General features: G+C 72.7%; 21 protein-coding genes. 11 read left to right on the plus strand and 10 right to left on the minus strand.

The window, feature by feature from the left end:
* The first annotated feature begins 13 nt into the window (after positions 1-13).
* From HD597_RS06925 to HD597_RS06940, 4 genes are read left to right on the plus strand one after another with little or no spacing between them, the layout of a single operon-like run.
* On the plus strand, positions 14-706 hold the full coding sequence (locus HD597_RS06925) for an SRPBCC family protein (protein ID WP_253740892.1): 693 nt from the start codon (positions 14-16) through the stop codon (positions 704-706).
* Positions 707-762: 56 nt separating this feature from the next.
* Entirely contained in the window at positions 763-1,659 is an 897-nt protein-coding gene (locus tag HD597_RS06930) for a hypothetical protein (protein WP_253740893.1), read from the plus strand.
* 40 nt (positions 1,660-1,699) lie between these two features.
* Positions 1,700-2,368: a DsbA family oxidoreductase gene (locus tag HD597_RS06935; protein ID WP_253740894.1), complete on the plus strand. Its 669-nt coding sequence runs from the start codon at positions 1,700-1,702 to the stop codon at positions 2,366-2,368.
* Between the two features lie 26 nt (positions 2,369-2,394).
* Complete coding sequence (locus HD597_RS06940) at positions 2,395-2,817, plus strand: MarR family winged helix-turn-helix transcriptional regulator (RefSeq protein WP_253740895.1); 423 nt, start codon at positions 2,395-2,397, stop codon at positions 2,815-2,817.
* On the opposite strand, the gene HD597_RS06945 is transcribed toward HD597_RS06940, so the two are convergent.
* Complete coding sequence (locus HD597_RS06945; RefSeq protein ID WP_253740896.1) at positions 2,806-3,561, minus strand: thymidine kinase; 756 nt, start codon at positions 3,559-3,561, stop codon at positions 2,806-2,808. The two genes, HD597_RS06940 and HD597_RS06945, sit on opposite strands and share 12 nt — an antisense overlap.
* A 105-nt stretch (positions 3,562-3,666) precedes the next feature.
* Between HD597_RS06945 and HD597_RS06950 the strand changes: the two genes are divergently transcribed.
* The 3 genes from HD597_RS06950 to HD597_RS06960 are packed head-to-tail and all read left to right on the plus strand — an operon-like array spanning position 3,667 to position 7,858.
* Positions 3,667-4,050 (plus strand): hypothetical protein, encoded by a 384-nt coding sequence (locus HD597_RS06950; RefSeq protein WP_253740897.1) that lies wholly within the window; start codon positions 3,667-3,669, stop codon positions 4,048-4,050.
* A 6-nt stretch (positions 4,051-4,056) separates the two neighbouring features.
* The gene (locus HD597_RS06955; protein WP_253740898.1) at positions 4,057-6,057 is read left to right on the plus strand and encodes a hydantoinase/oxoprolinase family protein; all 2,001 of its coding nucleotides are present in this window, start codon (positions 4,057-4,059) and stop codon (positions 6,055-6,057) included.
* Positions 6,050-7,858, plus strand: a complete 1,809-nt coding sequence (locus tag HD597_RS06960; protein ID WP_253740899.1) for a hydantoinase B/oxoprolinase family protein — start codon at positions 6,050-6,052, stop codon at positions 7,856-7,858. Before HD597_RS06955 ends, HD597_RS06960 begins: the two co-directional genes overlap by 8 nt.
* A gap of 104 nt (positions 7,859-7,962) precedes the next feature.
* Here the strand turns inward: HD597_RS06960 and HD597_RS06965 are convergent, their stop codons facing one another.
* Positions 7,963-8,823: an NAD(P)-dependent oxidoreductase gene (locus tag HD597_RS06965; RefSeq protein ID WP_253740900.1), complete on the minus strand. Its 861-nt coding sequence runs from the start codon at positions 8,821-8,823 to the stop codon at positions 7,963-7,965.
* A gap of 22 nt (positions 8,824-8,845) precedes the next feature.
* Here HD597_RS06965 and HD597_RS06970 point away from each other — a divergent pair, with 22 nt between their 5' ends.
* Positions 8,846-9,514, plus strand: coding sequence for a histidine phosphatase family protein (locus tag HD597_RS06970; RefSeq protein WP_253740901.1), 669 nt, complete (start codon positions 8,846-8,848; stop codon positions 9,512-9,514).
* Here the strand turns inward: HD597_RS06970 and HD597_RS06975 are convergent.
* Positions 9,504-10,034, minus strand: a complete 531-nt coding sequence (locus tag HD597_RS06975) for a uridine kinase family protein (protein ID WP_253740902.1) — start codon at positions 10,032-10,034, stop codon at positions 9,504-9,506. The genes HD597_RS06970 and HD597_RS06975 overlap by 11 nt on opposite strands.
* Before the next feature lie 78 nt (positions 10,035-10,112).
* Between HD597_RS06975 and HD597_RS06980 the strand changes: the two genes are divergently transcribed.
* Together HD597_RS06980 and HD597_RS06985 are read left to right on the plus strand one after the other, a co-directional pair.
* Entirely contained in the window at positions 10,113-11,270 is a 1,158-nt protein-coding gene (locus HD597_RS06980) for a CaiB/BaiF CoA transferase family protein (RefSeq protein ID WP_253740903.1), read from the plus strand.
* Positions 11,271-11,344: 74 nt separating this feature from the next.
* Positions 11,345-12,829: a carboxyl transferase domain-containing protein gene (locus HD597_RS06985; protein WP_253740904.1), complete on the plus strand. Its 1,485-nt coding sequence runs from the start codon at positions 11,345-11,347 to the stop codon at positions 12,827-12,829.
* On the opposite strand, the gene HD597_RS06990 is transcribed toward HD597_RS06985, so the two are convergent.
* Genes HD597_RS06990 through HD597_RS07020 form a run of 7 tightly spaced genes read right to left on the minus strand, consistent with a single transcriptional unit; the run spans position 12,826 to position 19,521 of the window.
* On the minus strand, positions 12,826-14,739 hold the full coding sequence (locus HD597_RS06990; RefSeq protein WP_253740905.1) for a hypothetical protein: 1,914 nt from the start codon (positions 14,737-14,739) through the stop codon (positions 12,826-12,828). The genes HD597_RS06985 and HD597_RS06990 overlap by 4 nt on opposite strands.
* Complete coding sequence (locus HD597_RS06995; protein ID WP_253740906.1) at positions 14,736-15,233, minus strand: sigma-70 family RNA polymerase sigma factor; 498 nt, start codon at positions 15,231-15,233, stop codon at positions 14,736-14,738. The genes HD597_RS06990 and HD597_RS06995 overlap by 4 nt, the downstream gene beginning before the upstream one ends.
* 34 nt (positions 15,234-15,267) lie before the next feature.
* Positions 15,268-15,663: a UCP033725 family protein gene (locus HD597_RS07000; protein ID WP_253740907.1), complete on the minus strand. Its 396-nt coding sequence runs from the start codon at positions 15,661-15,663 to the stop codon at positions 15,268-15,270.
* Positions 15,660-16,106: a hypothetical protein gene (locus HD597_RS07005; RefSeq protein WP_253740908.1), complete on the minus strand. Its 447-nt coding sequence runs from the start codon at positions 16,104-16,106 to the stop codon at positions 15,660-15,662. Before HD597_RS07005 ends, HD597_RS07000 begins: the two co-directional genes overlap by 4 nt.
* A 46-nt stretch (positions 16,107-16,152) precedes the next feature.
* Entirely contained in the window at positions 16,153-16,929 is a 777-nt protein-coding gene (locus HD597_RS07010) for a carbon-nitrogen hydrolase family protein (RefSeq protein WP_253740909.1), read from the minus strand.
* On the minus strand, positions 16,889-17,845 hold the full coding sequence (locus tag HD597_RS07015) for a DUF418 domain-containing protein (protein WP_253740910.1): 957 nt from the start codon (positions 17,843-17,845) through the stop codon (positions 16,889-16,891). The genes HD597_RS07010 and HD597_RS07015 overlap by 41 nt, the downstream gene beginning before the upstream one ends.
* On the minus strand, positions 17,821-19,521 hold the full coding sequence (locus HD597_RS07020) for an alpha/beta fold hydrolase (RefSeq protein ID WP_253740911.1): 1,701 nt from the start codon (positions 19,519-19,521) through the stop codon (positions 17,821-17,823). Before HD597_RS07020 ends, HD597_RS07015 begins: the two co-directional genes overlap by 25 nt.
* 25 nt (positions 19,522-19,546) lie before the next feature.
* On the opposite strand from HD597_RS07020, the gene HD597_RS07025 reads away from it, so the two are divergent.
* Positions 19,547-20,713, plus strand: coding sequence for a pyridoxal phosphate-dependent aminotransferase (locus tag HD597_RS07025; protein WP_253740912.1), 1,167 nt, complete (start codon positions 19,547-19,549; stop codon positions 20,711-20,713).
* Positions 20,714-20,836 lie beyond the last annotated feature (123 nt).

Below are 20,836 nucleotides of genomic sequence, written 5' to 3' on the forward strand. Positions count from 1 at the left end.
CTAGAGTGGCCGCATGAAACTGGCGGGCAGTGCCGAGATCGGCGTGGACAGGCAGCGGACGTGGGCGGCGCTCAGGGACCCGGCGGTGCTGGTGCGCACCCTTCCCGGGTGCGAGCGGCTGGAGGAGACGGGGCCGGACACGTACCGGATGACGATCAACGCGGGCGTGGGCTCGATCAAGGGCGTCTACCAGGGCGAGGTGGCGCTGTCCGACCCGCTGGAGCCCGAGAGCTTCACGCTCAAGGCGCGCGGGCAGGGCGCGCCGGGGACCGTGGACGCGACCGTCCTCGTCCGGCTGAGCGAGACCGACGGCGGGACGCGGGTGGACTACGACGCCGAGGCGGTGGTCGGCGGGATGATCGGCGGGGTGGGGCAGCGCATGCTCGGCTCCGTCGCCAAGCGCACGGCGAGCGAGTTCTTCGCGGCCGTGGAGGAGCACCTGCGCACCTCGGTCCCGACCGCCGAGCCCGGCCTGCCCGCCGGGCTCGGCCTGCCCGCCGAGCCCGTGCCCGCCTCCGCCGAGACGCACCTGATCCCCGAGAGCCGCCCGGCGCCGGGCCAGGTCTTCCAGCGGCCCGCCAAGCAGCACACCGAGACACGCCCGTGGGTGATGCTGGCGGCGTTCGGCATGGGGGCCGGGGTCGCGCTCGGCGGGGTCACCCTGGGCTGGCTGCTGGGCCGCGGGTCGCGCCGGCGAGGCGCATGAGGTTGATGGCCTCGGGGACTCTCGCGGAAAAGGATCTCCCGGCGTAGCGTGGCGGTATGCGGCAGGCACATGCTGAAGACGCACGGACCGAGGCCAGGCGAGTCGTACGCAACCTCCTGGGCGAGGAGCGCCCGACAGCGCAGATGCTGATCGGCGACGTGCGTCCCGTGCTCGGCGACGAGCGTACGGACCGCACGCTGGAGCTGGCACTCGGCGCCCAGCTCACCCGGCGCTCGGCCGAGCTGGCCGCCATCGCCGCGCTGCTCGTCGGCACCCGCGAGCTGGGCGAGGGCTGGTGGTCCAAGCCCAGGGGCGGCAAGCTGCCCGCGCCCGACGAGGTGGTGCGCACGGCGGTCGCCATCGAGCCCTGGACCGACCTGACCGCGCTGGAGATGCTGGCGGCCTGGATCTCCGACGACGCCGCCGACCAGATGTGGGGAGCGCCCGTCGCGCAGGTCGACCTCAACTCCTGGCAGGCCGAGGACCGCTTCCGCCTGCCGCCGGGCGTCAAGCCGGGGCAGCGCCTCGTCGTGCACTTCGACGCCGGAGGCCGGCTCGACGCGGTCGTCGCCCGGCGGGCCGACGAGGAGCTCGGCTCCAACCTCGACTTCCAGTCGCTGCGTTACTCGCGGCCCGCCGAGGCGCAGTGGAGCTGGGGCGTCGCGGCCGGGCTCGGGCCGCACCGGCTGCCCGGCGAGGTGCCCGACCCGTACGCGCGCGAGGTGCCCGCCGAGGCCGTCGGCATCCTGACGACGTGGGCGATGCGCCACGGCGCCTCCTCCGAGCAGCTCGGCGAGCGGTGGAAGACGGTGGGCGACGTGGTGGCCGCCATCGAGCGGGTCGACTGGATGTGGCGCAGCGGCGAGTGGTTCGGCTGGTGGCGGGGCGCGTCGGCGCTGGTGGACGACTCGGCGTACCTGCCGTACCGGCTGGAGGAGCTGGCGGCCGGATAGGGCCGGAATCCCCGCGGGCGCGATCGGGTTGTCCCCCGGTATGAAGGTCGAGATTTTTTCCGATGTCGTGTGCCCCTGGTGTTACATCGGGCATGTCCGGTTCGCCAGGGCCGCGGAGCGGTTCCGGGCCAAGGGCGGCACCATCGAGGTCACGATGCGGCCGTTCCAGCTCAACCCGGACGCCTCGTCCGACGGCGAGCCGCTGATCCCGGCGCTGGAGCGCAAGTTCGGCCCGAACGCCGGCCAGATGGTCGAGCGGGTCGTCGGCGCCGCCACCGCCGAGGGGCTGGAGCTGCACTACGACAAGGCCGTCAACGCCGCCACGTTCGAGGCGCACCGCCTCATCGAGGTCGCCACGCGGCAGGGGCTCGGCAAGGAGATGGCCGAGCGGCTCTTCCGCGCGTACTTCACCGAAGGGCTGAACGTGGCCGACCCCGGCGTGCTGGACAGGCTGGCGGGCGAGGTGGGCGTGCGCGACTCCGGCGAGGGCGCGGAAGAGGTGCGCGAGCAACTCGCCAGGGCGCGCTCGCTGGGCGTCTCCGGGGTGCCGCTGTTCCTGTTCGAGGGCAAGTACGCCGTGTCGGGCGCGCAGCCTGAGGACGCCTTCGCCGCCGCCATCGACGAGGTGGCCGAGCGGACGGGGCAGACGCCGATCACGCAGCTCGCGGCCCCGGGCGACGGGTGCGACGACGGGTACTGCGCCGTCTGAGCCGGGCACGGTGGGAGAATCACAGGGTGTCGAGTCGCAGCCTTGCATACCTGCTCAAGCACGCCAACCTGCGCCTGTCGGAGCTGATGGGCCCGGCGCTGGAGCCGTGCGGCATCGACGGGCGCGAGTTCGGCGTGCTGTCGGCGCTGGGCGGCTCCGAGCCGTTGTCGCAGCTGGAGGCGGCCCAGCGGATGGGGATCGACCGGACGACCATGGTCGCCATGGTCGACGGGCTGGAGCGCAAGGGGCTCGTCGGGCGCCGGCCGCACCCCGCCGACCGGCGCAAGAACATCGTGGAGCCGACCGAGCGCGGCCGGGAGGTGCTGGCCGAGGCCGTGCGGGTGGTGGCGGCGGCCGAGGCGGAGTTCCTGGCGCCGCTGCCCGACGGTGACGCCAGGCTGCTCAGGGACGCCCTGGAGCGCCTGGTCCCGCCGCGCTCAGGCGGCTGAGCCGCCCTCCGGGGCTCCCACGCCGACGACGCCCGCGCCCGCGCCGATGTCCGCGCCCGCGCCTGGGCCCGCGCCGATGTCCGCGCCCGGGCCCGCGCTGACGTCCGCGCCGATGTGCGCGCCTGCGTCCGCGCTGAGGTGCGTGTCCTCCCCGAGCTGACCCGCGCGGTGGTGGCGGCGGCAGAGCACCTGGTAGCGCACGGGCGCGTCGTCGGTGTCGCCGATCACGACCTGCTCGCCCGTACGCGCCATCGCCCCGCCCACGATCCGCGCGTTGAGCTGGCCGGGACGCCCGCACCAGCACAGCACCTCGACCTGCAGCCGGCACACCTCGTCGGCCAGCTCGAACAGCCGCTGCGCCGCCGGGAACATCACCGACCTGAAGTCTGAGGCCAGGCCGAACGCGTAGACGTCCACGCCGTGGGAGTCGACCAGGTCGGCGAGCTGCTCGATCTGCTCGACGGTGTAGAAGCAGGCCTCGTCGCAGATCAGGTAGTCGATGCGGTCGTGCCCGGCGACCAGCCGGACGAGATCGAGGGAGTCCTCCACCTCGATCGCCTCCAGGCCGAGCCCGATCCGGCTGGTGACCTTCGGCCCTCCCGAGCGGTCGTGCTTGGTCAGCACCAGGCCGCGTCTGCCCTGCCGTCCGTGGTTGTAGTTCATCTGCAGCGCCAGGGTGGACTTCCCGCAGTCCATGGGGCCGAAGTAGAACTTCAGTACGGCATCTCGGGCACCGGATGGCACGGCAGACAAGGCAGACAGTTCGGTCACGGGCCGCCAGCTTAGTGGCTTGGCTTGTTCCATGACCTCGTGGGACATTTCTCCCCTGTAGTTGTTCAGGAGGAATCTGTGGTCACCGACAAACCATCGTCCGAGTCATCGCCGCTGGACGCGCTGATGCGGCAGGACGAACTCACGGCGGCCCAGGCGGACGCCACCCGCTGGCGTTACGGCTTCCTCGTCGTGGTGGCGGGCATCGTCGCGCTGCTCATCGCGTTCGGCGCCGCCGTCTTCGCCTCGGGAGAGTTCGCCGCGCTGTTCGCCGGTGTGGCGGGGGTGATCGGTACCATTATCGGGGCTTACTTCGGAGTCCAGGCCGGCCAGTCGGGCAAGGCCAGGGTCGAGGCGGAGCTCGCCAGGACGCAGGAGATGGTGGTGCGCCTGGCGGCGTACGTGGGCCCCACGAACGCGCCCCGAGTCATCGACGAAGTGCTCGGCCGTCGCCGGAGCTGAGGAGCCATGCGTAGCGTGCGTATCGGAGTGGACACCGGAGGAACGTTCACCGACGTGGTGGCGGTGGACGAGCAGACCGGTGAGATCCTCACCACCAAGACCCCCTCGACCCCCGCGAACCCGGCCGACGGGTTCCTCGCGGGCATCGAGAAGCTCGGCCGGCTCGACGTCGGCTCGATCGTGCACGGCACCACGGTGGCCACGAACCGGCTCCTGGAGGACCGCATCGGCGGCCTCGGGTTCATCACCACCGAGGGGTTCGAGTACGTCCTGGAGATCGCCAGGCAGAGCGTGCCCGACAGCTACGGCAACTCCTACTTCTGGGTCAAACCGCCCAGGATCGTGCCCGTCCACCTCGTCAAGACCGTCGGCGGGCGGCTCGACCACCTGGGCAACGAGGTGCGGCCGTTCTCCGACGAGCAGGCCGCCGAGGTGGCCCGCTGGTTCCGCGCCAAGGGCATCACCGCGATCGGGGTCTGCTTCCTGCACTCCTACGCCAACCCCGAGCACGAGCGCCGCATGCGCGAGATCCTCTGGCGCGAGCACCCGGAGGCGGTGATCTCGCTGTCCAGCGACGTGCTGCGCGAGTACCGCGAGTACGAGCGCTCGGTCACCACCCTCGTCGACGCCGCCGTCAAACCGGCCATGCGCAGCTACATCGCGACCCTGTCGAACCGGCTCGGCATGCCGTTCTCCGTGATGAAGTCCAACGGCGGCGTCCTGTCCGCCCGCGAGGTCGTCAACCAGCCCATCAGCACGGTCCTGTCGGGCCCGGCGGCGGGCGCGCTGGGCGCGGCGCTGATCGCCTCCACCGCGGGCCACCAGTCGGTGATCACGCTGGACGGCGGCGGCACCTCGACGGACGTGGCCGTGGTGATCGACGGCGAGCCCTCCATCACCACCGAGGGCTCCGTCGGCCGCTACCCGTGCAAGATCCCGATGATCGACATCATCACGGTCGGCGCGGGCGGCGGGTCGGTGGCGTGGATCTCGCCCGAGGGCACGCTCAAGGTGGGCCCCCGCTCCGCCGGCGCCGACCCCGGCCCCCTCTGCTACGGCAAGGGCGGGACCGAGGTGACGGTGACGGACGCGCACGTGTTCCTCGGCCGCATCCCGCCGCACCTGCTCGGCGGGGAGATCCCGCTCGACGTGGACGCCGCGCGCACCGGCATCAAGGCGCTGGCCGACAAGCTCGGCCTCACCCCCGAGCGCACGGCGACCGGCATCCTGGAGATCAGCGCGTTCAACCAGAGCAACGCGATCAGGCAGCTCACCGTCAAGCGCGGGCTGGACGTGCGGGACTTCCCGCTGGTGACGTTCGGCGGGTCGGGGCCGCTGCTGGCGTGCCGGCTCATCGACATCCTCGGCCTGCCGTCGGTGGTCGTGCCGCGCGACCCGGGCAACGTCTCGGCGTTCGGGCTGCTCACGGTGGACGTCAAGAACGACTACGTGCGTACGTACGTCACCCGCGACCTCTCGCTCGGCAAGGCCGTCGAGATCTTCCACGACCTGGAGCATCAGGCGGGCGAGGCCCTCGACCGCGAGGGCTTCGACGACCCCGTCTACCAGCGCAGCGCCGACCTGCGTTACTACGGCCAGGCCTACGAGGTCCGCGTGCCCGCGCCCGCCGGCGAGATCGACGACGACTGGCACGCCGAGGTGATCTCCCGCTTCCACGACGCCCACGAGAAGCTGTACGGCTACGCCTACCGCGACGACCCCCGCCACGGCGTGGAGTGGGTGAACCTGCGCGTCTCCGGCATCGGCCCCATCACCCGCCCGGTCGTCCGCCGCCTGGAGAAGGCCGGAGAGGGCGCCACGTCGGTCCGTCCCGTGCACTTCGAGCAGACCCGCGACACCCCGATCCACCAGCGCGCCGCCCTTGGCCCCGGCGCCACCGTGCAGGGGCCGGCGGTGATCGAGGAGTACGGCTCGACGATCCCGATCCACCCCGGCTTCACCGCGAAGATCGACGAATACGGAAATGTGGAGATAAGTCGTGACTGATCCCATCCTGGTGGAGATCGTCGAGGGCACGCTCGCCTCCGTCGAGAAGGAGGTCGAGACCGCCATCGCCCGCACGGCCCGCTCGCCGATGATCCGCGACGCGCACGACTTCCGCGCGGGCATCCACGACGTACGGCTGCGCAAGCTCACCGGCCGCTCCTACAGTGCGCTCGTCCAGCCCGTCGTGCGCGACTTCCCGATCGAGACCATGCGGCCCGGCGACGTCTACTTCCACAACGACGTCTACCTGTCGGAAGGCGGCATCGGCCACCTGCCCGACCTGTGCGTCACCGTCCCGGTCTTCCACGACGGCGAGGTCGTCGCCTTCGTCCAGGCCTTCGGCCACCACGACGACATCGGCGGCTCGGTGCCCGGCTCCATGCCCTCCCACGCCCGCTCGGTCTACGAAGAGGGCCTGATGGTCCCGCCGATCAAGCTGTGGGACCAGGGCGTGCCCAACGAGGCCGCGCTGCGCATCATGACCCGCAACTCCCGCATGCCCGACTCCCTGGCCGGGGACCTCGACGCCGAGTGCTCGGCCTGCCTGATGGGCGCGCGGCGGCTGGGCGAGCTGTTCGAGCGGTACGGCAGGCAGGCCGTCCAGGAGTGCTTCGACGCCATCATCGACAAGACGACCGAGACGTTCCGCAGGGAGCTGCTGGCGAAGATCCCCGAGGGGACGTACGTCTGGGAGGACTACGCCGAGCACGACGGCGTGGACGAGCCCCGCCTGCACGCCCAGCGCATCACCCTCAGCGTGGACCACGCGGCCGACGCGCCGCTCACGATCGACTTCACCGGCACCTCACCCCAGGCCAAGGGCCCCATCAACCACGCCGGCGACTACGCCGACGGCGTGTTCCTGAAGAAGTGGCTGGCCCCGGTGCTGCGCAACCTGGCCGACACGCCGGAGCGCATGGCCGAGCTGGACGTGAACGAGGGAGTGGTGCCCCTCATCAAAATGATCTTCCCCGAGAAGGGCACCCTCCTCACCCCCGTCTTCCCCGCCCCGACCAACGCCCGAACGTTCGTCATCCTGCGCCTGCTCGGCGTCCTGGCCGGCGTCCTGGCCAAGGCCACCGGCGGCCGCATGCCCGCCGACCAGGAGACCATCCGCTACACGGGCGTGTACGGCACGGACGCCGACGCGCAGCCGTACCTCATGCGCGAAGTCCTGGGCGGCGGCTCCGGCGGCCGCTGGTACGCCGACGGCGAGGACACCATCCACGTGGTGCCCGACTCGCGCAACATCCCGGTCGAGTTCGCCGAGGCGCGCTGGCCGTTCCGGGTGGAGCGGCTGGCGCTGGCCTGCGACTCGGGCGGGCCGGGCATGTTCAGGGGCGGGCTCGGCTACGACAAGCACATCCGCATGCTGCGCGACGCCTCGTACATGTCCATCGCCGACCGGTCCATCCTGTCCTGCTGGGGCGTCAACGGCGGCCTGGCGGGGCGGCCGTTCCGGGTGGAGATCGCGGGCAAGGAGATGGAGGGCCTGGTGGACGACCACCCGGTGCAGGCGGGCGACCTGATCAGGATCCGCACCACCGGCGGGGGCGGCTGGGGCTCGCCGTACGACCGCGACCCGCGGGCGGTGGCGGCCGACGTGCGCGACGGCAAGGTGTCGATCGCGGGCGCGCTGGGCGACTACGGCGTGGTCCTGGACGGGGATCGCATCGACGAGCAGGGCACCGCCGAACTCCGCGCCCGCCTGCGACCCCCGACGGACCGGTTCTTCGACCGGGGGCCCGGGTACGCGAAACTCTCGGGCGGGAGGGGTTACGCCGAGGTGGACGAATTGTGAGGAACCGCTGAGAGCGCGAAGCCCGGGCTCCCGTCGTCCGGCGGTCCACCCGGGCCCACTTCCGGCCTCCCCGCAGGAAGGCGGCCTGCCGGAAACCCTAGCGCCTACCCCTTGTCGAAGCTCGCGAAATACGTGGCCGCCATGTCCTCGTCCCCGTGGCCCTGGGCCTGCGCCCGGCGGAAGCGTTCACCGGCGGCGGCCACCACGTCCAGCCGCACCCCGGCGGCCTGGCCCGCCTCGCCGATCAGCCGCGTGTCCTTCTCGGCGTTGCGCACCGTGAAGCTGGGCGTGAAGTCGCCGGACAGCATGGCCGCCGACTTGGCCTGGAAGTAGGCGCTGTCCATCGGCCCGCCGGTGATCACCTGGCGGACCAGGTCGGGGTCGAGCCCGAGCCCCTGGGCGAGCGCGAGCGCCTCGGCCACCACGGCGGTCAGGGAGATGCCGAAGCTGACCGTGGCCATCTTGAGCCGCGTGCCGGCGCCGGCGTCCCCCAGCCAGAGCGTCCGCTGGCCGAGCGCGTCGAAGACCGGCTCCAGCGTGGACCGGGCGGAGGCGGGGCCCGAGGCGAGGATGACCAGCTTGCCCTGCTCGGCGGGCTGCCGGGTGCCCTGGACGGGCGCGTCCACGAACGTCAGCCCGTGCTCCGCCGCCAGCGCCGAGAGCCGCTCCACGGCGGCGAGCCCGGCCGTGCTCATCTGCGCCCACACCTGCCCGGCGCGCAGCCCGGGAGCGGCGGCGGTGACGGCCTCGTGCACGGCCTCGCCGTCGCTCAGCATCGTGACGATCACATCCGCGCCCGTGACCGCCTCGGCGGGGGTGTGCGCGACCACCGCGCCGTCCGCCTCCAGCGGCAGGGCCTTGTCCCTGGTACGGTTCCACGCCGCCACCCGCAGGCCGGCCCTGGCCAGGTTCCGGGCCATGGGCAGCCCCATGAGCCCCGTTCCGAGTACTGCGACAGAAGTCATGCCACCACCGTACGATCAGCACATGGGACCCGGGCGGATCATGGCGGTGCGGCACGGCGAGAGCGAGGCCAACCTCGCCCACAGGCAGGCCGGCCGGACGCCGCTGGTCTACGAGCGCGGCGACGACGAGGTGACGGTGACGGAGCTGGGCAGGGCGCAGGCGGCGGCGCTGGGCCGGCTGCTGGCGGCGCTGCCCGTCCGCGAGGCGCCCGAGCTGGTGTGGTGCTCGCCGTACCTGCGCGCGCTCGACACCTGGAAGATCGCCCAGGAGGCGTGGGGCGTCGAGCCCCTGCCCGTCACCGTGGACGAGCGGCTCAGGGACCAGGAGACGGGCGCGTTCGCGCACCTCAACCTGGCGGCGATCCGGGAGCGGCACCCCGAGGAGCTGGTGCGGCGCGAGGCCGAGGGCGCCTACGCCTTCCGCCCGCCCGGCGGCGAGTCGCTGGCCGACGTCGTGGTGCGGCTGCGCGACTTCCTGCGTGACCTGGACGTGCGGGCCGCCGGGCGGCGGGTGCTGATCGTCGCGCACGACTCGGTGGTGCTCGCCCTGCGCCACGTCCTGGACAAGCGGCCGGACACGGAGCTGGCGGCCGTGCTGGAGTTCGCGCCGGTGCTGAACGCCTCGGTGTCGGTCTGGCGCACCGGGGGCGAGCTCGTCAGCTTCAACGACGTCGCCCACCTCACGTCGTGACCACGAGGTCGGCCCGCTCCCGGGTGCGGTCCTCGGCGAACCACGTCCGCTCCGCCTCGAACCACTCCCGCCAGCGCGGCTCCAGCGCGGCGCCGTCCCGCTCCAGCACCCGCCGTAGGCGCACCGGCTCGGCTGCCTCCACCCAGACGGTGTACGCCAGCAGGCCGGCCACCGAGGCCCGCGCCGTCCCGACGCCCTCGACGACCAGGGCGGGCGCGACAGGCACCGCCACCCGCTCGGCGTAGCCGCCCCGCACCCAGTCGTACCTGCGGAACCCGCCGGGGAGCCCGCGCTGGAGCGGCCGCAGCACCTGGGACTCCAGCGCGTGGAACCAGCCGCCGGGCCCTTCCTCCCACGGCACCGGGAAGTCGTCGCTGTGGATCACCTGGCAACTTAGCTCGGCCGCCAGCAGCCCGGCGAACGTCGTCTTGCCCGACCCGGCGGGCCCGTCCACGGCGACCAGGCGGACCGGGCCGCAGGAGGGGCGCAGGCCGCAGATGCGAGAGGCCAGGTCTTTCACCGGACCCAGGGTAGGTGACGGGGGGCGCATGCCTGAGAGAATGTTCTTTCACCCCGAACGCAAGCAGGAGGTTGGATCTTGCTCGGACCCCTCGGTGACATCGTCGTACTCGACCTGTCCAGGGCCCTGGCCGGGCCGCACGCCGCGCAGATGCTCGGTGACCTGGGCGCTCGGGTGATCAAGGTCGAGCATCCGGACGGGGGCGACGAGTCGCGGGGCTGGGGTCCGCCGTTCGTCGGGCCGGATCACGACATCTCGACCTACTTCCTGGCGGCCAACCGCAACAAGCAGTCCATCGCCGTCGACATGAAGTCCGCCGGGGGCAAGGAGCTCATCGAGCGCCTGGTGCGCCACAGCGACGTCCTGGTGGAGAACTTCCGCACCGGCGTGCTCGACCGCCTCGGCTTCTCCGCCGAGCGGCTGCACGAGCTCAACCCGCGTCTGGTCGTCCTGTCGATCACGGGCTTCGGCCACGACGGCCCCGAGGGCGGCCGTCCCGGTTACGACCAGATCGCCCAGGGCGAGGCCGGGCTGATGTCGCTGACCGGCCCCTCGCCCGACGAGCCGTACCGCGTCGGCGCCTCCATCGGCGACCTGCTGGCCGGCATGTACGGCGCGTACGGGGTGGTCAGCGCGCTCTACGAGCGCGAGCGCACCGGCAGGGGCCGGGTCGTGCGCACCTCGCTGCTGGCCGCGATCACCGGCGTGCACGCCTACCACGGCACCGCCTGGACGGTCGGCGGCAAGGTGCCCGCGGCGGGCGGCAACCACCACGCCTCCATCGCCCCCTACGGCGCCTTCCGCTGCTCCGACGGCATGCTGCAGATCGCCGCCGCCAACGACGGCCAGTGGCGCAAGGTGGCCGCGCTCCTCGGCATCGACGCCGGGCAGGCGCGCTACGCCACCAACCGCGACCGGTTCGCCCACCGCGACGAGCTGATCGCCGACATGGAGAAGGCCCTGTCCGCGCACGACCGCGCCCACTGGCTGGCGGAGCTGGCCGCCGCGGGCGTGCCCGCGGGCGCGATCAGGACGCTCGACGAGGTCTACGCCTGGGAGCAGACCCGCTCGCAGGGCCTGGTCGTCGAGGTGGAGCACCCGGTGCTCGGCCCGATCGAGCTGCCGGGGCCGCCGCTGCGCTTCGACGGGCTGACCGGGGTCGAGCACACCGCGCCTCCCATGCTCGGCCAGGACGGCGACGCCGTGCTCGCCTGGCTGGAGGAGCGCGAACGATGATCGCGAACTGGTGGCACCGGCCGGGGCGCTCATGCGTCAACATTGCAACGTTGGCTGACATCTAGGGAGCGATAGTGAGCCGTCCGGACGCGCGCACACTGATCGAAACGATCCTCGACCGGGGGTCGTGGAAGTCGTGGGACGCGCCGCCCGCCGATCCGGCCGAGCCCGGCTCCTCCTACGCCGACGAGCTGGCCGCGGCCCGCGTCAAGTCCGGCTACGACGAGGCCGTGATCACCGGCGAGGGGCTGCTCGGCGGGCGCAGGGTGGCCGTCGTGGCGTGCGAGTTCTCGTTCATGGCGGGCTCGATCGGGGTGGTGGCGGCCGAGCGGTTCGTGACCGCGGCCGAGCGGGCCACCCGGGAGCGGCTGCCGCTGCTGGCCCTGCCCGCCTCGGGCGGCACGCGCATGCAGGAGGGCGCGCTCGCGTTCGTCCAGATGGTCAAGATCACCGCGGCGATCCAGGAGCTCCGGGCGGTCGGCCTGCCGTACCTGGTGTACCTGCGGCATCCGACGACCGGCGGGGTGTTCGCGTCCTGGGGGTCGCTCGGGCACGTCACGGTGGCGGAGCCGGGGGCGCTGATCGGGTTCCTCGGGCCGCGGGTGTTCGAGTCGCTGCACGGCTACCCGTTCCCCGAGGGCGTGCAGGTGTCGGAGAACCTGCACGGCAAGGGCCTGCTCGACGCGGTGGTCTCCGCCGAGGACGCGCGGGAGGTGGCGATCAGGGCGCTGGCCGTGCTCGCCGCCGACCGCTCGGCGATCGAGGCCGGCCAGGCGCCCGAGGAGGACCTGCGGCCGGTGGAGGCGTGGGAGGCGATCACCCGGTCCAGGCGCGACGACCGGCCGGGCGTGCGCGCCCTGCTCAAGCTCGCCGCCACGGACGTGACGCCGCTCAGCGGCACCGGGGCGGGCAGGAACGAGCCGGGGCTGCTGCTCGCGCTGGCCAGGTTCGGCACCGCCCCGGCGGTGGTGCTCGGCCAGGACCGGCGCCTCCAGCGCGCCAACTCCCCGCTCGGGCCCGCGGGGCTGCGGGTGGCCAGGCGCGGCATGCGGCTGGCCGCCGAGCTCGGCCTGCCGCTGGTCACCGTGATCGACACGGCCGGCGCCGACCTGTCCAAGGCGGCCGAGGAGGGCGGGCTGGCCGCCGAGATCGCCCGCTGCCTGGCCGAGCTGCTCACGCTCGACGCGCCGACCGTCTGCCTGCTGCTCGGCGAGGGCGCGGGGGGCGCGGCGCTGGCGCTGCTGCCCGCCGACCGGGTGCTCTGCGCGCAGCACGCCTGGCTGGCGCCGCTGCCGCCCGAAGGCGCCTCCGCCATCCTCTACCGCTCGGTCGACTTCGCCCCCGAGATCGCCCAGGCGCAGCACATCCGCGCCACCGACCTGCGCCGCGACGGCATCGTGGACCGGGTGATCCCCGAGCTGCCCGACGCCGCCTACGAGCCGCGGCAGTTCTGCGAGCGGGTCGGCAGGGCGCTGGAGTACGAGATCGCGGAGCTGCTGCGGGTGGGCCCGGCCGACCGCTTCGCGGCCCGCCAGGCCCGGTACCGCAACCTGGGCTAGTGCTGCCAGAGCTGCTTGCCGCCGGCGTCGAAGCCCTTGATCACCATGCCGGCGGAGAGGTCGGCGCCCTCGGGGAGCGGCGCCGCGAACAACGTCACCCCCTGCCCCCACGGGTCGGGGGCGGCCTCGGCGGTGCCGGTGAGGCCGTTCGGCGTGGTGAGCTCGATCCTGGCGGTGCCGGCGAGCGCGTAGCCGTACCAGGCGTGGGCGCCGCGGCCCCACCTCACCGGTTGCCCGGTGCTGAGCAGGTCGCTCAGCCTGGTCCCAGGGAGCGGTCCGGGCAGGCCCGCGGCCGGCTCGCCGTTCTCCCAGAAGGCCAGGCAGCTCGGCTCGCTCACGAGCGCGGTGACGCCCGCGGGCAGCGGGTGGCGGGGGGCGTCGGAGCGCAGGGCCCGCAGCCCGCAGTCCTTGCCCGCCTCGGGGAACAGCTCGAGCGGCCGGTCCTCGCGCTTCATGGTGAAACCCGCGACCTTCGCGTCGCTGGACGGGATCGTGACGTACCAGATCGGGGCCGGGGTGCCCGTACCGCGCCGGAACGTGGCGGGCAGGCGCCGCCCGTCGGCGAGCACGGCCTCCACCGACTCCCAGTCCTCGCCCGCCGCGCCGAAGTAGCTGACGGTGCCGGGCTCCGGAAGGTACTGGACGGCCCTCAGCGGGCCGGCGAAGTGTTCCTCGCGCTTGCCGACGCAGGACAGGTCCGGGTTCACGCCGCCGGAGTGGCAGAGCGTGACCACGGGGCCGGTCCGGTCGGCATCGGCGTCGGTGAACCAGACGCGCACCGGCTCACCGACCGCTCCGGTGCCGGGCAGGCTCATCACCTCGCCGGCGGGCGGCATCCCGTCCCGCGGGCCCTTGACCTCCTCGCGCCAGACCTCCGCGCCCGACGCGTCGTAGGCGACCAGGCGATGTCGCACCTGCCCGTCGTCCGGGGCGCCTTCGGCGGCGAAGAGCGTGACGCCGAGGCTCCACGGATCCGGCCGCGTCTCGGCCCGGGCGGTGGTCCCGTCGTCGAAGGAGACCTCGATCCTGGAGACGTTCCCGCGGGCCACCCCGATGATCAGGTTCTCCCGCACGCGCACGTCCACCGGCGGCAGGTCCTTGCCGATCAGGGACGTGCCGAGCTCCGCGCCCAGCCGGGTCATGCGCAGCTCCGTGCCCTCCTCCGTCCGGTACGGCCGCATGGTCACCCCGGCGGCCAGGTCGAGGGACTCCCCGAGCGCCTGCCCCCGCTCCGGAGCGGCGAACAGGTCGCGCGAGCGCCGGCCGAGATTCCTGCCCCGGTCGTCGGCGATCTCGATCCCCGCCGGTTGCCGCAGGGCGGGGTAGGTCACGGTCCAGATCCGGTACGGGGCTCCTGCGGGCCGCCACAGCCGTCCAGGGAACCGCTGCCCGTCGCCCGCGACCCCGGTGACGGTCCCGATGTCGTCGAGCGCCACGCCCCAGTCCAGCGCGGTGCCGGAACCGTCGCGGGCGGTGCTGCCCGCGAACCAGGCGTCGGAGCCGATCGTGGGGACGCGCGAGCAGCCCCCGTACGCCTCGGCGTCCGCCCGCTCCAGGACGTAGCAGAGCTCGGGATCGCCCAGCCTGCCCTTGGCGAACCAGAGCCGCAGCGGCCTGCCCTCGGTCGGGTTGTCCACCGTGACCTGCTCGCCTACGGCGGTCCTGTCGCGCATGAGCCCCTGGTGGATCGCGTCGGCGTCGGCCGCGGTGTTCCTGCCCAGATCCCCGTTGAGCAGGGCGGGCACGAACACCGCGAGCAGCGCCACCGGCAGCGCGGCCACCAGCAGGCGGGCGGCGCGGTACCGGCGCGGCCTGCGCTCGCGCACCCGCAGCCAGGCGTCCGGGCTGGTCTCGAAGGTCTGCGCGCGGGCGTCGAAGGCCGCCCGCAGGCGCTCTTCCAGGTCGGTCACCGGTCCTCCTCCTTCAGCGCCCTGCCCAGGGCCGCCAGGGCCCTGCTGGCGTGGGTCTTCACCGATCCCGGCGAGACGCCCATGGCGTCGGCGATCTCGCGCTCCGAAAGGTCCAGCCAGTAACGCAGGACGAGCGCCTCGCGCTGGCGGCGCGGCAGGCGGTCCACGGCCGCCAGCAGCTCGCGGTTCTCCTCGGAGACGAGCACGGCGTGCTCGCTGCTGCGGGCGGGCTCCGGAGGGTCGGGGCGGCGCAGCCGGATGAGGCGCAGATGCCGCAGGCGGTTGCGGGTCAGATTGCAGACGGTCGCGCGGAGATAGGCCATCGCGGCCCCGTCGTCGCGCAACCGCCGCGAGTGCAGCCGGGCGAACGCCTCCTGGACGATGTCCTCGGGGTCGTCCGCGCCGAGCAGCCCGGCCAGGCGTACCAGGGAGTGGTACTGGGCCGCGAACAGCTCGGCGAACGACGGCTGCGCCATGGTCGCTGTTTCGGTCACATCCCTAGAGACACACGGGCGCGCCGGAGGTTGACTACGGGACCGGAATCCTTTCGACCCGGATGGAGAAGACCTCCTCGCGGGGCACCACGACCTCGTACGCGCCGTGGTCGACCATCCAGTAGCCCAGCGCCTCGGCCTTCATCCCGCTGTGCCCGGTGTAGGCGATGTGCAGCCCGTCGTCGTCCTCGTCGAGCACGATGCACGGCTCGCCGCCGAACGCGCCCACCGTGCGGATGAGCACCAGCCACTCGACCTGGGACCTGGGCACCACCCGCCGCCAGTAGCCGGAGGCGGCGTCGAAGCCCTCCAGCTCCGTCTCGCTGAACAGCACCACCTGGTCGTTGTCGGGGCCGAGGGCGGCGGGCAGCGTGCGCTCGCCGAAGCGGGCCACGAAGCCGGAGGCGACCGGCGTGATCTCGTCGCTCATGCGGCGGGCCGCCAGGTCAGCCCGTCGTACTCGGCGAAGGGCCGCTCGCCCTCGCCGGTGACGTGCACGATCTCCGCCCCGGCCGGGATCGGCATCGGGACGGTGTGGAACTGCGGCACCACGTGCTCCGACGACGTGGTGAACCCGTTGCCCGCGAACGGCGGCGCGTCGCTCCAGTCGCCTCCCATGTGGGGCCCGTACGGCACCGCGTAGGTGTCGACGTCGCGGGCGAACCACCGCATCATGTACAGCTCGGGTGCCTCGGCGAACAGCTCGGAGCCGTCGAAGGACAGGTCGAGCCCGTAGTAGAGGGCTTCGGGGGTGGTCAGCCTGACACAATCCTGCACCCGGTAGACGTAACCCGAGATGACCGTGCGCTTGCCCGACAGGTATGGCACGAGCAGACGCGGCGGGACCACCTTCTGCATCTGCGTTCCGCTCACAGTCCTACTTTACGATCGCTTGACCCCGGGGTGGACCGCGTCGGGGTCACAGCACCCGGTGTTCGAGGCACGGCAGCATCGCCCGGGCGGTGGCCGTCCACTCGCGGTCCACCTCGACGATCCGCACGCCGGGGCCGGTGCCCAGGTCGGAGCGGACCACGCCGAGCGGGTCGACCAGCATGCTGCGGCCCACCCCGAACCCGTCGGACGACTCCGCCGGGTTGGGCGCCTGGCCGACGGCGGCCGTCCACATGGTGTTCTCCAGCGCCCGCGCCCTGACCAGCGTGACCCAGTGGTCCTCCTTGAGCGGCCCGGAGCCCCAGGCGGCGATCACCGCGAACAGCTCGGCGCCCCGGTCGACCAGCGCCCTGGCCAGCTCGGGGAAGCGCACGTCGTAACAGGTGATGAGCCCCACCCTGACGCCTGCCAGCTCCACCACGGCCGGCTCGGCGCCCGGCGCGACCAGGTCGGACTCCTTCGCGCCGAACGAGTCGAACAGGTGGATCTTCCGGTAGGCCGCCTTCACCTCGCCCCGCGCGTCGATCGCCACCGCGGTGTTGTGCACACGATCCTCGCCGGGCTCGAACACGCCCGCGATCACCGCCAGCCCGTGCTCGCGGGCCGACTCGGCCAGCCCCGACACGAACGGCCCGTCCAGCGGCTCGGCGAGCGTGGTGATCCGCCGGCCGTACCGGGTCAGCGTGGCCTCGGGGAAGATCGCCAGGTCGGCGCCCTCGGCGGACGCGAGTGCCTCTCTGGCCCTCTTGAGGTTCGCCGAAGGATCAGGGGACACCGGGATCTGGCAGAGGGCGATTCTGGTCACGGCTCGACTGTAGCCGGTTGGGCACCACCCGAAACCAGGTCAGGCACCGCCATATCCATTCAAGCGGGCCATATCTGAACCGTGACAACCACCACCAGCTCAACAGCCCCTGAGCGATCAGCGTGATCGCCGCCAGCGCCACGACCGACCACCGGCTCCGGTCGGACTCCAGCAGCGGCAGGGCCAGGACGATCACGGCGGTGCCGGAGACGTAGTTCGTCAGCGCCATCCTGCCCAGCGGCTCCAGCAGCGCCGACAACCAGGGCCGCAGGACCAGCAGCAGGCCCAGCACGTACGCCGCCGCGCCCGTCAGGGCCGCCACGCTGTAGACGGTCCAGTCGTTCGTGCTGATCCACGCCATGGTGAGCAGCACCGAGGCCAGCGCGGTGACCGCGAACCCGGGCAGCAGCAGGGACCGGGGCGGCCGGAGCTGCCACAGGCCCATGCCGACCAGGAACAGCCCGGGGATCAGCAGCGGCCCGCCGCCCACCCCGGGCATGAGCGCCCACCCGACGCCCGCCAGGCCCAGCAGCAGCACGGGGAGCCCTTCGGCCAGGAACGAGGCGGGCACCAGCACCAGCGCGCCGTAGAAGGCGTAGTCGGTCAGCACCTCGCCCTCGTAGAACTGGTGCTGGACCATCCCGAAGCAGAACAGCCAGAACAACCTGCTCAGCAGCGCCCAGCGGCTGTTGCCCTGGAGGAACAGCATGAAGCTGATGCCGAACAGCAACGAGAAGATCGGATAGAACCGGCTCTGGAACAGGCCCTCGACGAACCAGTCGAGCCCGACCGGGTGCGCCTTCTTGAGCTCGACGTGCTGCCACGTGTTGACCAGCATGATGCCGCCCACCGCGAAGCCGCGTAGGGCGTCGAGCTCATGGATGCGCGTCTTTACAGGACCCAGGTGAACCACCATACGAGGAATCCGCCGCTGATGACGGTTGCCGCGATGTGCGGCCATCTGCGGTCGATGAAGAGCGCCGCCGCAGTCAGTATGGCGGAGATCGCCGCGATCGAGCCGTACGGGACCACCAGGTCGGGCAGGCCGACGGCCAGGGCCGTCTCGTTCCTGTTCACCAGGCCGAGGACGGACTGGGCCACGACGCCCGTGAACGCCACGCCCGCCAGCCCGCCGAAGGCGGCCAGTGCTCTGCCCCTCAGCGCCGCCGTGACGAGCTGGACCAGGCAGGCCAGCGCGTACAGGGCGAGGGGCGCGGCCAGCCAGGGCGAGCGGGAGATCTGGTACGGCGCGCCGGTCACGTGCAGGCCGCCGGGCCGGATCTCCGGGGCGGGGCACGGGGTGAGCGACTGGCGGGCCGGGTCGCCGACGAACCCGGCGATCTCCCGGCGGGCGCAGGCGCTGGCCAGGAAGACGGCGTGGGAGAGGCCGGCGAACTGCTGGAAACGCCCGTCGGGCAGGGACTCGGCGGCGGGCCCCGCGGTCCTCGGGGGCGTCGTCGGGTCGTACTGGCCGGCGAGCACGTAGACCGGGGCCTTCACGACGGGGGCCGTGGGTGCGCTCGCGGGCAGCCGCCACGCATCACACACGGCCTTGTCCGCGTTCACCGTGAACAACCGCGATCCCCGGGCGTAGGTGTTGAACGGGACCTCGTCCTGGCACTGCACCGCGTGGTACAGCCCGAACTCGTGCGACGTCAGCCCCTCGCCCACCGCGTCCGCCAGCGGCCTCAGCAGCTCGTCATGCCCCTCGGCCAGCGCCCCCACCAGCTCAGGCACCACGGCGGCCACCTCCGCCTCGTGCAGGGCCTCCGCCAGGATCGTGGCCACGTCGTCACCGCTCATCCGCGCCGTGAACTCCCGGCCCGCGAGCGGATCCAGCACCGGGACCAGGGCCGGTGTCCGGTTGAGCCGCGCCAGCATGGTCTCGTAGCGCTCCCGCACCCCCAGCAGCGCCATCGTGTCGCCCAGGTTCCGGTCGGCGTCGTCGTACCAGGCGACGCCCGCGGGCAGGTACGAGTCGAGCACCACCGACCGCACCCCCTCGGGGTCGGCCGCGGCCACGTCCATCATGACCCTGGTCGAGTAGCTGACGCCGAACAGGTTCCACGAGGCGTACCCGAGCTGCCGCCGTAAGGCGACCACGTCGGCCGCGATCTCCTTCGTGTTGTAGCCGCGCAGGTCGACGCCCTGCTCGGCGAGCCGCTCGCGGCACCGGTTGGCGGCGGCACCGACGTCGGCCCGCGGCTGCCGCAGCCGCCCGAGCAGCGCCTGCGCGGTCTCGGGGCAGGCCAGCGCCGGCTGGGAGTATCTGCTGCCGCGCTGCTCGACGGCGACCACGTCGCGGTCGGGGAACATCTGGCTCAGGAACCCCGTGAGCTGCATGGACGCCGACCCGGGGCCGCCGCTCATGTAGACCACCGGGTCGGGCTTGCGGTCGGCGGCCGTCGAGAGGTGCACGGCGTACCCGACCTTGATCTTCCGCTCCGGCGCGTCCCTGCGCTCGGGAACCTCCAGGAAACCGCAGCTCGTACGGGCCGGCATCGGGACCGGGCAGGGCACGGACGGGGCTCCGGCCGAGGTCATGACGGGAGGCGCGGACAGGGCGAGGGCGAGCACGACCCGAATGATCACGGGACGAGACTAATAGTGTGGAGCCGTGACCGAACCACTTGTCAGCAGGATGCGCACCTTCGGTACGACCATTTTCGCCGAGATGAGCGCGCTCGCCGTCCAGACCGGGGCGATCAACCTCGGCCAGGGCTTCCCCGACACCGACGGGCCGGCCGCGATGCTCGACCGCGCCGTCCAGGCCATCGGCGCGGGCGCCAACCAGTACCCGCCGGGGCCGGGCGTGCTGGAGCTGCGGCAGGCGGTCTCGGAGCACCGGGCGGCGCACTACGGGCTCGCCTACGACCCGGTGGGCGAGATCATGGTCACGGTGGGCGCCACCGAGGCGGTGGCGGCGAGCGTGCTCGCCCTGTGCGAGCCGGGCGACGAGGTGATCGCCTTCGAGCCGTACTACGACTCCTACGCCGCCTCGATCGCCCTGGCGCAGGCGCGGCTGGTGGCCGTCACGCTCAGGCCGGTCGACGGCCGCTTCACCTTCGACCCCGACGAGCTGCGCGCCGCCGTCACCCCGCGCACCCGCGCCATCCTGGTCAACTCCCCGCACAATCCCACGGGCACGGTCTTCACCCGCGCCGAGCTGACCGTCATCGCCGAGCTCTGCCAGGAGCACGGGCTGATCGCGATCACCGACGAGGTGTACGAGCACCTCACCTTCGACGGGGTCGGGCACGTGCCGATGGCCACGCTGCCCGGGATGCGGGAGCGCACGGTCATGATCTCGTCCGCGGGCAAGACGTTCTCGGTCACCGGCTGGAAGACCGGCTGGGTGTGCGCGCCCCCGGCGCTGGTCACGGCGGTGCAGACGGTCAAGCAGTTCCTCACGTTCACGGCGGGCGCGCCGTGGCAGCTCGCGGTGGCGTACGGGCTGCGGCACGAGATGGAGTGGGTGGCCGCGCTCGGGGCCGGGCTCCAGGACAAGCGCGACCGGCTCATGGAGGGGCTGTCGGCGGCGGGCTTCTCGGTGCTGCGGCCGGCGGGGACGTACTTCGTGCAGACCGACATCCGCCCGCTGGGCTTCTCCGACGGGCTGGAGCTCGCGCGGCGGCTGCCCGAGCTGGCGGGTGTGGTGGCCATCCCCACGCAGGTCTTCTACGACCACCCCGAGCGGGGGCGGCACTTCGTCCGGTTCGCCTTCTGCAAGAAGGACGAGGTCATCGACGAGGCGGTCACCCGGCTCAAGCGCCTGTCCTCCTGACCCTGTTAAGGTGGCCCGGATCACTTCTGGAGGAGAGGGGGCTGATGAATATGGCTGTCGGCAGCCGTGTTCGGCATGCCCTCGGCCGGTCCGCTTGAGCAGGTCGCTCGCGGCCCGGTCGTC

The organism is Nonomuraea thailandensis (assembly GCF_024172165.1).
In the GTDB taxonomy this organism is placed as follows: Bacteria; Actinomycetota; Actinomycetes; order Streptosporangiales; family Streptosporangiaceae; genus Nonomuraea; species Nonomuraea thailandensis.